Source organism: Citrobacter sp. Igbk 16 (genome assembly GCF_028069755.1).
In the GTDB taxonomy this organism is placed as follows: Bacteria; Pseudomonadota; Gammaproteobacteria; order Enterobacterales; family Enterobacteriaceae; genus Citrobacter.
On the sequence record NZ_JANEWJ010000026.1, the window covers coordinates 20516 to 33577 of the forward strand.

A 13062-nucleotide genomic window follows, 5' to 3' on the forward strand; every position below is an offset into this window, starting at 1 on the left:
CTAACGGGGAACGCGGAGCCCGTGTTCAACGCCACGAGAGAACACAACCTGCCACAGCTGAATGTCGCGCGCGCGAAATGCGCCAGCACACGCATTCAGGTAATAACTGAACATCCGTTTAAAACGCTCACTATAGTTGTCGGCAATTTCTGGCCAGGCGGTCATGAAACGCTCATGCCAGGCCATCAGAGTGGTATCGTAATCCGCACCAAAGTTATGCCAGTCTTCCATCACGAAATGTGGCTCGCTGGCGTTAGCAATCTGGCGAACTGACGGTAAACAGCCGTTCGGGAAGATGTATTTATTGATCCACGGATCAACATTATTGTCAGTTTTTCTAGAACCGATGGTATGCAGCAAAAAAAGACCGTCTTGCTTTAAATTGCGGTCAACAACGTCAAAATAGGTGTTGTAGTTTTTCGGTCCCACATGCTCAAACATACCAACGGAAACGATACGGTCGAACCGGTCATTCAGGTCGCGGTAGTCCTGCAGCAAAATCGTGACATCCAGCCCTTCACAGCGCGTCTGCGCCATTTTTTGCTGTTCTGCTGAAATCGTCACGCCAGTCACGCTCACCCCGTATTGTGACGCCATGAACTGGGACAAGCCTCCCCAGCCGCAGCCAATATCGAGTACGCGCATACCAGGCTTCAATTGCAATTTCTCGGCAATCATTTTTAGCTTCGCCTGCTGGGCAGATTCCAGGGTATCGGCATCTTTCCAGTAGGCGCAGGAATATTGCATGTAGGGATCAAGCATGCGGGTAAAGAGATCGTTGCCAAGATCGTAGTGTTCTTTGCCAACGACCCACGCACGTTTTTTGGTTTGTAAATTAAACAGACGGGCCGTTGCGATACGTAGCGTATCTCTGAAGTGGCGGGGCAGTTGGCTTTCAAGACCTGCACGCAGGACTTTGCTAAAAAACATATCCAGCCGATCACATTCCCACCAGCCGTCCATATAACTTTCACCTAAACCCAACGATCCTTCCTGCAACACGCGTTTGAAAAAGTCGGGGTTTTTAACGCGAATATCTGCCGGTGCCGGGCCATTAATGGTAATGCCTGCACGGCTCAATAACTCATTGGTGATTCGGTACCAGTCATCATCCGGTACGCTGACGTCTTCTATACATGATGAACTCATAGCTTCTCCATCACTGGTCGGTGATCAGAACCTTAAAACAGCGTAGACGCTTTTTTGGGCTTTGTGAGAAATCTCACGGAATTAATCCGCGAATCTATAATCCGACGTAGAACAGAGGAAGGGAGGAACCCTTGCCGAAAAGGCCATCCATGGATAAACGGGAACCTGCTTGTTCCCGTTACTCTATAAATCTTATCGTTTTATTAACAACCGAAAATCAGTATAGGCCTGAATTTTTGGCTATTCAACCGATAATTGTTAGCGGGCTAACTAAATTCCCGCAACAATGATTAATGTGACTCACCGTGGGCAATTTGCGCGCTCTCATCCGGCAAGGATGTGTTGTCAGTCTGTGACTGCATTTTGTAGCCTAGCGCGGCCAGCAGCACTGTCGTCAGCATAACGCTGGTGGTGGTGAGCAGCGGTGTGCTGATTAACCACGAAACGACCAGGCTTGCCAGGAAGCATAGTCCCAGTTGCAGCGTGTTCTGCAGCGCAGCGGCACGCCCTGTTGCCTGAGGGAATGGACGCAGCGCCTGGGCGACAACGATAGGGTAGATTGCCCCGTTTGCAATGGCCATCACGCAGAATGGGATCAGGATTTCAGCCAACGCAACGTGGTGAATAAAGCCAGTAGCCCAGGTGGCGATAACGCTAATGGCATACAGGATAAGTAACCACGGCAGAAGCTGGCGACCCTGCCATTTTTGCAGTGCCGCACGGCAGCCGTAACCACCGATCAAAAATGCAATAGTTTGCGGGACATAGCTCAGACCAATCACAGCCGGGCTATAGCCCATTTCACTAAGGATAAACGGTGAACCCGTCAGCCATGCGAAGAAGCTCGCGGAACATGCTGCGTAAATCAGTACATTTCCACGGTATGTTTTGGAGCGCAGCAACGTCGCGAACGTCAGTTTATCCTGGCTGTCATCGCGTGCTTTTGCCGTTGGTTTTAAGCGCAGGGCCGGCAACATCAGGATCAGGGTAATCGCAAAAAGGGTGGCAAAAATGGCCTGCCAGGAAAAGTGTACCAGGATCCAACTGCCTAATAACGGTGCAAGTGCAGGAGACAATCCGACCAGCGGCATAATGGTGGCAAAGATGCGGTTTACTTTTTGTGAAGGATAATAATCGGTAACCAGCGCCTGCCAGATAACCGAAGCCGCACAGACACCAACGGCCTGAATAAAGCGCAGCACCAGTAAGCCGGTGGCGTTTTCTACCCACAACATACCCAGGCTGCCCAGCGCGAAGATGGATAAGCCCAGCATCAAAATCGGTTTACGACCATAGTGGTCGGAGAGTGGCCCCCACAAAAGTTGTGCAACGGCAAAACCCGCTAAGAACAAACTAAGGCTGGCACTCACGGCGGAGGCGGGTGTCTGTAAATCGGCCTGAATAGCCGCAAAGGCGGGCAAATACATATCGGTTGCCAGAAAACCCAGCACGCTAAGACCTGCCAGCCAGACTAAAAACCCTTTTCCTGGTTGCATTATCGTTTCTCTTTTTAGCAATAGAACATTGCCGCTGAGTGTAGTGAGTGTAATTCTCGCTGTGAAACGCTAATATTTGCTTACTGATTTCAAATTTTTTGCAGGCAGAGCATGTGGTCGGAATATTCACTTGAGGTGGTTGATGCAGTGGCGCGTAACGGTAGCTTTAGTTCCGCTGCTCAGGAGTTGCACCGCGTACCTTCGGCGGTAAGCTACACGGTGCGCCAACTGGAAGAGTGGCTGGCTGTGCCTCTTTTTGAACGTCGTCATCGGGACGTGGAATTAACGCCTGCTGGCGCATGGTTTTTAAAAGAAGGCCGGTCTGTTATCAAAAAAATGCAGATCACCCGTCAGCAATGTCAACAAATTGCCAATGGCTGGCGAGGACAGCTGGCGATTGCGGTAGATAATATTGTGCGTCCAGAACGGACCCGACAGATGATTGTGGATTTCTACCGCCATTTCGATGATGTGGAACTTCTGGTCTTTCAGGAGGTGTTTAATGGCGTCTGGGACGCGCTGTCGGATGGTCGTGTGGAGTTAGCTATTGGAGCAACGCAGGCCATTCCGGTAGGGGGACGCTATACGTTCCGGGATATGGGAATGCTGAGCTGGAGTTGCGTGGTAGCCAGTCATCATCCGTTGGCGGCAATGCCGGGACCGCTCAGTGACGATACGTTGCGCAACTGGCCATCGCTGGTACGCGAAGACACGTCCCGCACACTGCCGAAACGTATTACATGGTTACTGGACAACCAAAAACGCGTTGTGGTTCCTGACTGGGAATCCTCGGCCACCTGCTTGTCAGCCGGACTCTGTGTCGGGATGGTACCGACGCATTTTGCAAAACCGTGGATCGATAGCGGAAAATGGGTGGCGTTACAGCTGGAAAATCCGTTCCCGGATGCCGCTTGTTGCCTGACCTGGCAGCAGAACGATACGTCGCCTGCACTGAGCTGGTTACTGGACTACCTGGGGGATAGTGAGACGCTGAATAAAGAGTGGCTGCGGGAACCGGATGAGGCTCCCGCACAACTGACTTAACGACGATAATCGCGGAATGGACCGTCGGCAACGGAACGACGTTCTACCAGGCGTGGGTGCACCTCGATAGACTGCGATTCTTCACGTTTATTCACGATTCGGTCTAACAGCATGTTGAAGGCCGTTTCACCCAGTGAATCTTTTGGCTGATGGATGGTTGTCAGCGCAGGGGTGAAGTATCGGGCGTTGCGTACGTTGTCGTAACCGATAACTGAGATATCCTGCGGTACGCGCAGTCCCATCTCGTCTGCGGCACACAGCGCACCCATCGCCATAATATCGCCACCACAGAATACGGCGGTTGGGCGATGCGACTGGGAGAGGATTTGCTGCATAGCGCGATAGCCGGATTCAGGTTCGAAATCACCCTGGACAATCCAGTTCTCGGGAACTTTAATCAGAGCCTCTTCCATCGCTTTCATGAAGCCAGCCAGGCGGCCTGCGCCGGTATTACGCTCCATGGGACCCGGGATCACGCCGATCTCACGATGACCGCGTTCAATCAGATACCGGCCTGCCATGTAACCACCTTCAAAAGCGTTATCAATGACGGTATCGGTAAAGTCAGCTTTTGCCTCGCCCCAGTCCATGACCACCATTGGAATATGGCGATACTCTTCGAGCATGGAAAGCAGTGATTCCGGATACTCTGAACACATTACCAACAGGCCATCGACGCGCTTTTGCGCCATCATAGACAGGTAGGCCTGCTGTTTTTCAAGACTGTTCCAGGCGTTGCCCAGAATCAGCGTGTAGCCTTTCTGGAAACAATTCTTCTCAACAGCCTCGATAATTTCGGCGAAATAGGCAGCTTCACTGCTGGTTGCCAACAAACCGATCGATTTGGTGTGATTCACCTTCAGGCTACGTGCAACTGCGCTAGGGGAGTAGTGCAGTTCTTTAATCGCTGCCCAGACAGCGTTGCGCGTTTCTTCTGCGACAAAGCGCGTTTTGTTAATTACGTGTGATACGGTTGTAGTGGAAACGTTTGCTCGCTTCGCTACATCTTTAATAGTTGCCATTACATCTCACTCCAGACCATATCCTAAGCTCCTGAGAATACTCCAGGTAAACGTTTGCCTTCACACACCCTCAACGCAACGTCAGGGTTGCGGCACGCCGGGAAAACGACACGGAACGTCAGGAAGGGGTCAATGGCCGGTACGCTAATCAAGTAAGCGTGGAATTTTGTCTGATCTTAACGAAAAGGGGAAGAGTTAAAAGCAGTTATCAATATAAATCGTGAGAGATTTTTGCTTTCAAGTGTGTAAAAATGCGCAATATCACTTTTTGTGTGGGAATAAAAAGGAGAAAACTTGATGAGCACCGATCTGAAATTTTCGTTAGTGACGACCATAATTGTTCTGGGCCTGATTGTTGCGGGTGGCCTGACTGCAGCACTGCACTGATTTCCCCCGAGGGAGTTCACTCTCCCTCATCCTTTCTGCTTGTCTTTCCCTTCCTATTTTTTGCAAATAAGCAAAAGTCTTTTGCAGTTTTGTTAACTTTATTAATTTTGCGATCAATGTCATGCTTTTGACTCTTATGATGTGTCGTGCCAAGGCTCGACGTTACGGAGTCGATAGATGAAAATAAATTATCCTTTACTGGCGCTGGCGATAGGTGCGTTTGGCATTGGAACGACCGAATTCTCTCCCATGGGATTGCTACCTGTCATTGCCAAAGGCGTGGATGTTTCCATTCCGGCCGCAGGGATGTTAATCAGCGCGTATGCGGTAGGCGTGATGGTTGGCGCACCGCTGATGACCTTACTGCTGTCCCATCGTGCGCGTCGCAATGCGCTTATCTTCCTGATGGCCATTTTTACATTGGGTAATGTGCTTTCGGCGATATCTCCGGATTACACGACGCTGATGCTGTCGCGCATTTTGACCAGTCTTAACCACGGGGCATTTTTTGGCCTCGGTTCGGTTGTAGCGGCAAGCGTTGTCCCCAAACATAAACAGGCCAGCGCCGTTGCGACTATGTTTATGGGGTTAACGATCGCGAATATTGGCGGTGTTCCCGCGGCAACCTGGCTTGGGGAAACCATCGGCTGGCGTATGTCCTTTATGGCGACGGCGGGACTGGGCGTCATCGCGATGGTCAGTCTGTTCTTCTCGTTACCGAAAGGCGGGGCAGGTGAGCGCCCTGATGTGCGCAAAGAACTGTCTGTATTAATGCGTCCACAAGTGGTGTCAGCTTTACTGACGACCGTTCTGGGGGCCGGAGCGATGTTTACGCTTTATACCTACATCTCACCGGTGCTGCACAGTATTACTCATGCTACGCCGGCGTTTGTCACCGGTATGCTGGTGCTGATTGGCGTTGGGTTCTCTATCGGTAACTATCTGGGCGGTAAACTGGCTGACCGTTCGGTTAACGGTACGCTGAAAGGCTTTTTATTGCTGCTGATGGTTATTATGCTGGCGATACCTTTCCTTGCACGTAATGAGCTGGGTGCGGCCGTGAGTATGGTGGTGTGGGGCGCAGCAACGTTTGCGGTGGTTCCGCCGCTGCAGATGCGTGTGATGCGCGTTGCCAGTGAGGCACCTGGATTGTCATCGTCAGTGAATATTGGCGCGTTTAATCTGGGGAATGCCCTGGGAGCGGCCGCCGGTGGGGCGGTAATTTCCGGAGGGTTGGGCTACAGTTTCGTCCCGGTAATGGGGGCGATTGTGGCGGGACTTGCGCTACTGCTGGTCTTTGTCTCGGCAAGAAAGCAAGCGGAAGAAGTCTGCAACGCAACGAATTAAAAACAAAAACGCAGAAGGGAACCCCTTCTGCGTTGTCATTTTATGCTGCGAAGTTTTTCGCAACAAATTCCCAGTTCACCAGTGCCCAGAAGTGTTCCAGGTAGCCAGGACGGGCATTACGATAATCGATGTAGTAAGCATGTTCCCACACGTCAACGGTCATCAGAGGCGTCGCGTCAGTCGTCAGCGGTGTACCTGCGTTGGAGGTGGATACGATAGCCAGTTTGCCATCCGTTCCTTTTACCAGCCAGGTCCAGCCAGAACCGAAATTCTTGATAGCGGCATCGGTGAATTGTGCTTTGAAGTCTGCAAAGCTGCCAAAGGAGGCGGCAATCGCTTCGGCCAGTTTACCGGTCGGCTCGCCGCCTGCGTTTGGTGCCAGGCAGTTCCAGTAGAACGTGTGGTTCCATACCTGTGCTGCGTTATTGAATACACCACCTTCAGAGCTACGTACGATCTCTTCCAGTGATTTACCTTCAAACGCGGTGCCTTTAATCAGGTTATTCAGATTGGTCACGTAGGTTTGATGGTGTTTGCCATAGTGGTATTCCAGCGTTTCGGCAGAAATGTGCGGTGCCAGAGCATCTTTGGCATACGGTAATGCAGGTAATTCGAACGACATTGCTTCTCTCCTTATTATTTATATTGAGTACACACAATAGCCTCATTGTGAGTAAGGATAGGGTAGCAAATTGAAAGGTTATGCAAAAGAAGAACTTACCCTACAGCATATTCTGTAGGGTAAGTTTTTAGCGAATTGTTTTCGGCGTCATCACACGGCGAGCGCCCACGTAGTGGCGTTGCCAGTAATCTTCGCTCAGAGAGGTTATTTGAATTTCCTGACCGCTGCGTGGAGACTGGATAAATTTACCATTGCCAACATAGACGCCAACGTGGTCGGCGGTACCGCGACCTTGCGTGCGGAAGAAGACCAGATCACCGTTTTTCAGTTCACCACGTTCAATCGGCGCAGCGTCGCGCAGGTGATACATTTCATTGGCGGTACGCGGAATGCGGAACTTCACCAGATCTTTATATGCGTAATAAACCAGCCCGCTGCAATCAAAACCGGTTCTGGGCGAGGTGCCCCCCCAACGGTAAGGTTTACCGATTTGGTTCATCAGGGTAGACATGGCGGTTTTGGTCGCTTTCTGTACTTTCACTTTATGCACATCAGCAACGGCTGTTGGCGCAGTCGTCTTGACTTTTACACAACGTGGCTTATGACCTTTGCGCGGGGTACATTTTTCAGTCCAGGTGACGGCGGGGGTTTGTATTGCCGCTGTTTTACTGCGACGGTTTGCTGTTTTCGTCGATTTTGCCGGAGTCGCTGTGCGTTTTTTGGAGGAGGAGGCCGTTTTCGTACTGGTTTTACTGGTGTTTTTTGTCGCCGTTTTCTTGTTGGTTTTTGTTGCTTTCTGGCTGGTTGTTGCGCTTTTCTTTTTATCTACCGTCTTGACGGTGTGGGAAGCGGTAGGTGTCGTCCTGGCCTGCTTGGAAGCATGAGCCATAGGCGTAAAAGGCAGTGTGGTAAAAAGTAAAGCACAGAGCGTGATCGAGATTCGGTTTATCCGCGCCACTGAGCAGTCCTCTGGTAAGGCAGGTCTATCGTGCCTGCGTGTGATTTTCAAAACTTGACGATTCTAATCTATAGAAAGAGGGAAAGTTAATAGCTTTTTTCGTTTAAAACTACGTTTCGTAACCGACCGCAAAAAAAAACAGCAATTCAAGGCGTAATTGGTGAACAGATAATCAAATCCCCAGGCTTTACGCGGATAAATGAGATTGTGAATGCAACTTTTAACGACAGGCGATAAAATAATATCGCGTAATGAAAATGTTATTTTCCGTTACCTGCCTGACCCGCTACAATGTCAGACTACTGCCGTAAAAGAAGTTTAAGGAAGCAAGATAATGAGCACCACTATCGAAAAAATCCAGCGCCAGATCGCTGAAAACCCGATTCTCCTGTACATGAAAGGTTCCCCAAAACTGCCAAGCTGCGGTTTCTCTGCTCAGGCTGTGCAGGCGTTGTCCGCCTGTGGTGAACGTTTTGCTTATGTTGATATTCTGCAGAACCCGGATATTCGCGCCGAGCTGCCGAAATATGCCAACTGGCCGACTTTCCCACAGCTGTGGGTTGATGGTGAACTGGTAGGCGGCTGTGACATTTTAATTGAAATGTACCAGCGTGGTGAGTTGCAGCAGTTGATTAAAGAAACTGCGGCGAAATACAAAACCGAAGAGCCGGACGCTGAGTAACCAGCAAAAATAAAAAAGCGACCTCCGCAGGTCGCTTTTTTTATGCCGCCGTTACGCCTCTTCGGGCACTGGCAGAGGCCAGCCGCCGAGACGTTTCCAGCGGTTAACAATTTCGCAGAACAGAACGGCTGTCCGTTCGGTGTCATACAGCGCCGAGTGCGCCTGAGTCCCATCAAACTCCATTCCTGCAGCAAGGCAGGCTTTTGACAGTACTGTTTGCCCCAACGACAGGCCGCTTAATGCTGCCGTATCAAAGGTGACGAAGGGGTGAAACGGATTACGTTTCAGAGAGGCGCGTTCTGCCGCAGCCATCATAAAACTGTGATCAAATGTCGCATTGTGCGCCACCATGATCGCCCGATTACAGCCGCTATCTTTGATACCCTTGCGCACCATTTTAAAGATGGCATGTAGCGCGTCGTACTCGCTGACGGCACCACGCAGCGGGTTGCTGGGGTCGATGCCGTTAAATGCCAGCGCTTCGGGTTGTAAATTCGCCCCTTCAAACGGTTCAACGTGGAAATGTAACGTCATGTCCGGCATCAGCCAGCCCTGTTCATCCATTTTCAGTGTGATGGCGGCAATTTCAAGCAGCGCATCGGTTTTGGCGTTAAATCCTGCTGTTTCGACGTCAATGACGACAGGATAAAAACCACGAAAACGGTCACACAGACCGGAAAGTTGAGCGTTATCGGACATCTGGGTCTCTTAATACGGGAAAATTGCAGCGCGTATTATGGCAAAATGATGAGTATAAAACTACGGGCACAGACGATCTGCGCCCGAGGAGAGTTTAGTCGCCCAGACCGCGGCCGGCGTCTTTTTCTTCGATCAGCTCAATTTTATAGCCATCTGGATCTTCAACAAACGCGATGACCGTCGTACCGCCTTTTACCGGACCGGCTTCACGCGTCACGTTACCGCCGTTTTGACGAATACGTTCACAGGCCTCTGCCGCGTTATCTACGCTCAGGGCAATGTGGCCATATGCGGTACCCAATTCATACTTGTCAACGCCCCAGTTATAGGTCAGTTCGATCACGGCTTCGCTGGTTTCAGGGCCGTATCCGACGAATGCCAGAGAGTACTTATATTCAGGGTTTTCGCTGGTACGCAGCAGCTTCATGCCCAACACGTTGGTATAAAACTCGATGGAACGCTGCAGGTCACCCACGCGCAGCATGGTATGAAGTAAACGCATCTTTCTTCCCCTTCAAAAATGGCTAATACATTCAAAATGTTGTTTTAGTATAGCGGCGTTATAACGCCGCTATCAATGAACGATTAGAAATCGATTGGCAATTCTCAGGACCTTACAGGGTAGGGTAATCGGTATAGCCTTCAGCACCGCCGCCGTAAAAACTTTCCGCACGCTGTGGATTGAGCTCGGCTTTACGCTGCAGACGTGCAACCAGATCCGGGTTAGCAATGTAAGCACGACCAAAGGCAACTGCATCGATTAGACCTTTCTCGATCAGTGATTCAGCTTTCTCTGGTGTATAGGCACCCGCACCAATAATCGGACCGTGGAAACGTGCGCGAACTTTCTCGCGAAACGCGTCTGAATACGGTTCGCCACCAGCCCAGTCTGGCTCGGACATATGCAGATAAGCAATGCCGCGCTTGCCCAATTGTTCGATCAGGTACAAAGCATCAGCCTCTTCATTCGGACCGTTGTCGACGTTCTGGAACGAACCTATAGGGGAAACACGGATACCAATGCGATCAGCACCCCATTCTTTAATACCTGCATCGACGACTTCCAGTACCAGACGAGCGCGGTTTTCAACGCTACCGCCGTATTGATCGGTACGCTGGTTTGAAGTTGGCGACAAGAACTGGTGCAGTAAGTAACCGTGAGCAGAGTGCAGCTCGACCAGGTCAAAACCGGCTTCACGCGCATTGGCAATCGCCTGGCGGAAATCATTCACGATACCCGGGATTTCTTCGGTTTCCAGCGCACGTGGCATTGAGGTATCGGCACGTGTGGCCAGTCCATTTTCATCGCGTAGTGAAGTTCGGGTTCCGGCACTGATGGCGGACGGGGCAACCGGAGCCTGACCGTTTGGCTGCAGGCTGGAGTGGGAGATACGCCCGGTATGCCACAGCTGAACAGCAATATGGCCCTGCTCAGCGTGTACAGCCGCCGTAATCTTTTTCCACGCAGCAATTTGTGCATCACTGTGCAAACCTGGCGCTCCGGCATAACCTTTCGCCTGTGCAGAAATCTGTGTCGCTTCGCTAATGATAAGACCCGCACTGGCGCGTTGACGGTAGTACTCGGCCATCAGCGGAGTAGGGATGTCGCCAGGTTCGATGCTGCGCAAACGCGTAAGTGGGGCCATAAACACGCGGTTTGCCGCAGTGATCGCACCCACCTTAAGCGGGGAAAAGAGTTTTTCAGATGACATGTTACACTCCTGAATAGACCGGTCGTCTAGTGATAAATTAAATAAAAACGCCTGTTAAACGACAGGCGCTGCAATGATGGTTTTGACGTGAGCCAGCGCGTTTTCCAGCGGCGTGGCACTACGCGACATTTTGGCCTGCAGGTTGGCACCCAGCCACAGCGCATACAACACCTGCGCTTGCTGCAAAGGTTCGCCAACAAACGACAGACAATGATTCGCCTGACCTTTTTCCAGCGCCTGCGCCAGCAGCGTAATAATGTGCCGGGCGCCTTTGTCCATTGCTGTACGCATATCTTCGGAAAGATCGCACACTTCGGCAGACAATTTCACGGTTAAACAGCCACTGATGATGCCGTGCTGGCTAAACTGGTTCAGAGTTTCCTGATAGTAGGCCAGAATGCGGTCGCGGTAGTTTCCTGCGCCCGTCTCAAAATGCGTAGCCAGTCGCTGATGATAGCTCGCGTAATGGCGCTCCAGCATCGCCACACCGAACGCTTCTTTTGAGCGAAAATAGTGATAAAACGAACCCTTGGGAACCTCCGCGGTTTTCAGTAGCTCGCTCAAACCCATACCGGTGAAACCGCGCTGCATACACAGTCGCTCGCCGGTCGCCAAAAGATGTTCGCGTGTATCGTGTTCAGTTACTTTGTTCATGTCGAGGAGTGTAATAGACCAGTCGGTCTAATGCAATAGCGCTTGCCAGATTTTCAGTTACCGTCTTCAATAGGTATATCAATCTTACAAAAGGAGGGGATGTGGCCGAACAGCTGGAGTTTTTCCCCGTCCAGAGCCCATGCCGCGGTATATGTCAGTCTGACGATCGCGGTTTTTGTCGTGGCTGTTTTCGCAGTCGGGATGAGCGTTTTAACTGGCAGAAAATGAGCGATGCCCAAAAGCAGGAGGTGCTGCGACTCTGTCGCCAGCGTCTGATGCGTAAATTACGCGCAAACAAATCCAACCCGCCGGAAGAACCGCAACAACCTTCACTCTTTTAAAAGCGTTATTGCGTATACTCGATGCACATTCACTTATAAGGAAGCTGCTATGGTTCAGCGTATTACTATTGCGCCGCAAGGCCCGGAATTTTCGCGCTTTGTGATGGGGTACTGGCGTCTGATGGACTGGAATATGTCCGCGCGTCAGCTAGTCAGCTTTATTGAGGAACATCTCGATCTGGGTGTCACGACTGTCGATCACGCGGATATTTATGGCGGATACCAGTGTGAGGCGGCGTTTGGCGAGGCAATGAAACTGGCACCGCACCTGCGTGAAAAAATGCAGATTGTTACCAAATGCGGTATTGCCACGACAGCGAAAGAGGAAAACGCGCTGGGTCATTACATCACTGACAGCGCCCATATTATTGCCAGTGCCGAACAGTCGCTGAAGCTGCTGGCAACCGATCGCCTTGATCTGCTGTTGATCCACCGCCCCGATCCGTTAATGGATGCAGATGATGTGGCGGAAGCTTTCAAGACATTACATCATAGCGGTAAGGTGCGCCATTTTGGTGTCTCTAACTTCACGCCAGCACAGTTTTCACTGCTGCAATCGCGATTACCTTTTACTCTGGCAACCAATCAGGTCGAAATTTCACCGGTGCATCAACCTCTTCTGTTGGATGGGACGTTAGATCAGCTGCAACAACTGCGTGTCCGCCCAATGGCCTGGTCTTGCCTGGGCGGTGGGCGTCTGTTCAATGATGACGCCTTCCAGCCGCTGCGCAATGAACTGGCCGTGATAGCAGAAGAACTGAATGCGCAGTCCATAGAGCAGGTGGTGTATGCGTGGATCCTGCGTCTACCGTCGCAGCCGCTGCCGATTATTGGCTCGGGTAAAATCGAACGTGTGCGTGCTGCAATTGAATCAGAGTCATTGAACATGTCTCGCCAGCAGTGGTTCCGTATTCGTAAAGCGGCGCTCGGTTACGACGTACCTTAATCA

At 51.2% G+C, this 13062-nt stretch carries 15 protein-coding genes; 6 read left to right on the top strand and 9 right to left on the bottom strand.

Features of this window, described 5'->3' with window-relative positions; translation table 11 throughout:
• Positions 1-1149, bottom strand: coding sequence for a cyclopropane fatty acyl phospholipid synthase (cfa, locus tag NNO03_RS16495; protein ID WP_271450041.1), 1149 nt, complete (start codon positions 1147-1149; stop codon positions 1-3).
• 290 nt (positions 1150-1439) lie between these two features.
• Positions 1440-2645: a purine nucleoside transporter PunC gene (punC, locus tag NNO03_RS16500; protein WP_271440578.1), complete on the bottom strand. Its 1206-nt coding sequence runs from the start codon at positions 2643-2645 to the stop codon at positions 1440-1442.
• Positions 2646-2756: 111 nt separating this feature from the next.
• On the opposite strand from punC, the gene punR reads away from it, so the two are divergent.
• Complete coding sequence (punR, locus tag NNO03_RS16505) at positions 2757-3689, top strand: DNA-binding transcriptional activator PunR (protein ID WP_271450042.1); 933 nt, start codon at positions 2757-2759, stop codon at positions 3687-3689.
• On the opposite strand, the gene purR is transcribed toward punR, so the two are convergent.
• Positions 3686-4711 carry an HTH-type transcriptional repressor PurR gene (gene purR, locus NNO03_RS16510; protein WP_137381283.1) on the bottom strand — a complete coding sequence of 342 codons (1026 nt, stop codon included), beginning with the start codon at positions 4709-4711 and terminating at the stop codon, positions 3686-3688. The genes punR and purR overlap by 4 nt on opposite strands.
• A 297-nt stretch (positions 4712-5008) precedes the next feature.
• Between purR and cydH the strand changes: the two genes are divergently transcribed.
• A complete protein-coding gene (gene cydH, locus NNO03_RS16515) occupies positions 5009-5098 on the top strand; it encodes a cytochrome bd-I accessory subunit CydH (RefSeq protein WP_003029209.1) in 90 nt (29 codons plus the stop codon).
• 177 nt (positions 5099-5275) lie between these two features.
• Complete coding sequence (locus NNO03_RS16520) at positions 5276-6445, top strand: MFS transporter (protein ID WP_271450043.1); 1170 nt, start codon at positions 5276-5278, stop codon at positions 6443-6445.
• 40 nt (positions 6446-6485) lie between these two features.
• On the opposite strand, the gene sodB is transcribed toward NNO03_RS16520, so the two are convergent.
• Positions 6486-7067 (bottom strand): superoxide dismutase [Fe], encoded by a 582-nt coding sequence (gene sodB, locus NNO03_RS16525; RefSeq protein ID WP_048211764.1) that lies wholly within the window; start codon positions 7065-7067, stop codon positions 6486-6488.
• A gap of 127 nt (positions 7068-7194) precedes the next feature.
• A complete protein-coding gene (locus NNO03_RS16530) occupies positions 7195-8025 on the bottom strand; it encodes a C40 family peptidase (protein ID WP_137381281.1) in 831 nt (276 codons plus the stop codon).
• 334 nt (positions 8026-8359) lie between these two features.
• On the opposite strand from NNO03_RS16530, the gene grxD reads away from it, so the two are divergent.
• Positions 8360-8707 carry a monothiol glutaredoxin 4 gene (gene grxD / locus NNO03_RS16535; RefSeq protein WP_003832760.1) on the top strand — a complete coding sequence of 116 codons (348 nt, stop codon included), beginning with the start codon at positions 8360-8362 and terminating at the stop codon, positions 8705-8707.
• A 51-nt stretch (positions 8708-8758) separates the two neighbouring features.
• Here the strand turns inward: grxD and rnt are convergent, their stop codons facing one another.
• The 4 genes from rnt to NNO03_RS16555 form a co-directional block, all read right to left on the bottom strand.
• Positions 8759-9406 carry a ribonuclease T gene (gene rnt / locus NNO03_RS16540; RefSeq protein ID WP_137381280.1) on the bottom strand — a complete coding sequence of 216 codons (648 nt, stop codon included), beginning with the start codon at positions 9404-9406 and terminating at the stop codon, positions 8759-8761.
• Positions 9407-9500: 94 nt separating this feature from the next.
• Positions 9501-9908 carry a lactoylglutathione lyase gene (gene gloA / locus NNO03_RS16545; RefSeq protein ID WP_003029198.1) on the bottom strand — a complete coding sequence of 136 codons (408 nt, stop codon included), beginning with the start codon at positions 9906-9908 and terminating at the stop codon, positions 9501-9503.
• A gap of 112 nt (positions 9909-10020) precedes the next feature.
• Entirely contained in the window at positions 10021-11118 is a 1098-nt protein-coding gene (locus NNO03_RS16550) for an alkene reductase (protein WP_005127184.1), read from the bottom strand.
• Between the two features lie 54 nt (positions 11119-11172).
• Complete coding sequence (locus NNO03_RS16555; protein WP_271440574.1) at positions 11173-11772, bottom strand: TetR/AcrR family transcriptional regulator; 600 nt, start codon at positions 11770-11772, stop codon at positions 11173-11175.
• Between the two features lie 101 nt (positions 11773-11873).
• Here NNO03_RS16555 and NNO03_RS16560 point away from each other — a divergent pair, with 101 nt between their 5' ends.
• Positions 11874-12113 carry a DUF1289 domain-containing protein gene (locus tag NNO03_RS16560; protein WP_137381278.1) on the top strand — a complete coding sequence of 80 codons (240 nt, stop codon included), beginning with the start codon at positions 11874-11876 and terminating at the stop codon, positions 12111-12113.
• Between the two features lie 49 nt (positions 12114-12162).
• Positions 12163-13059 carry an aldo/keto reductase family oxidoreductase gene (locus NNO03_RS16565; RefSeq protein WP_271440573.1) on the top strand — a complete coding sequence of 299 codons (897 nt, stop codon included), beginning with the start codon at positions 12163-12165 and terminating at the stop codon, positions 13057-13059.
• Positions 13060-13062 lie beyond the last annotated feature (3 nt).

Bases quoted from the DNA above. Each gene is read 5' to 3' on its own strand.
- NNO03_RS16555 (WP_271440574.1), bottom strand. From the start codon at position 11,772: ATGAACAAAGTAACTGAACACGATACACGCGAACATCTTTTGGCGACC.
- punR (WP_271450042.1), top strand. From the start codon at position 2,757: ATGTGGTCGGAATATTCACTTGAGGTGGTTGATGCAGTGGCGCGTAAC.
- sodB (WP_048211764.1), bottom strand. From the start codon at position 7,067: ATGTCGTTCGAATTACCTGCATTACCGTATGCCAAAGATGCTCTGGCA.
- cydH (WP_003029209.1), top strand. From the start codon at position 5,009: ATGAGCACCGATCTGAAATTTTCGTTAGTGACGACCATAATTGTTCTG.
- cfa (WP_271450041.1), bottom strand. From the start codon at position 1,149: ATGAGTTCATCATGTATAGAAGACGTCAGCGTACCGGATGATGACTGG.
- punC (WP_271440578.1), bottom strand. From the start codon at position 2,645: ATGCAACCAGGAAAAGGGTTTTTAGTCTGGCTGGCAGGTCTTAGCGTG.
- rnt (WP_137381280.1), bottom strand. From the start codon at position 9,406: ATGTCCGATAACGCTCAACTTTCCGGTCTGTGTGACCGTTTTCGTGGT.
- NNO03_RS16565 (WP_271440573.1), top strand. From the start codon at position 12,163: ATGGTTCAGCGTATTACTATTGCGCCGCAAGGCCCGGAATTTTCGCGC.
- NNO03_RS16520 (WP_271450043.1), top strand. From the start codon at position 5,276: ATGAAAATAAATTATCCTTTACTGGCGCTGGCGATAGGTGCGTTTGGC.
- purR (WP_137381283.1), bottom strand. From the start codon at position 4,711: ATGGCAACTATTAAAGATGTAGCGAAGCGAGCAAACGTTTCCACTACA.
- NNO03_RS16550 (WP_005127184.1), bottom strand. From the start codon at position 11,118: ATGTCATCTGAAAAACTCTTTTCCCCGCTTAAGGTGGGTGCGATCACT.
- grxD (WP_003832760.1), top strand. From the start codon at position 8,360: ATGAGCACCACTATCGAAAAAATCCAGCGCCAGATCGCTGAAAACCCG.
- gloA (WP_003029198.1), bottom strand. From the start codon at position 9,908: ATGCGTTTACTTCATACCATGCTGCGCGTGGGTGACCTGCAGCGTTCC.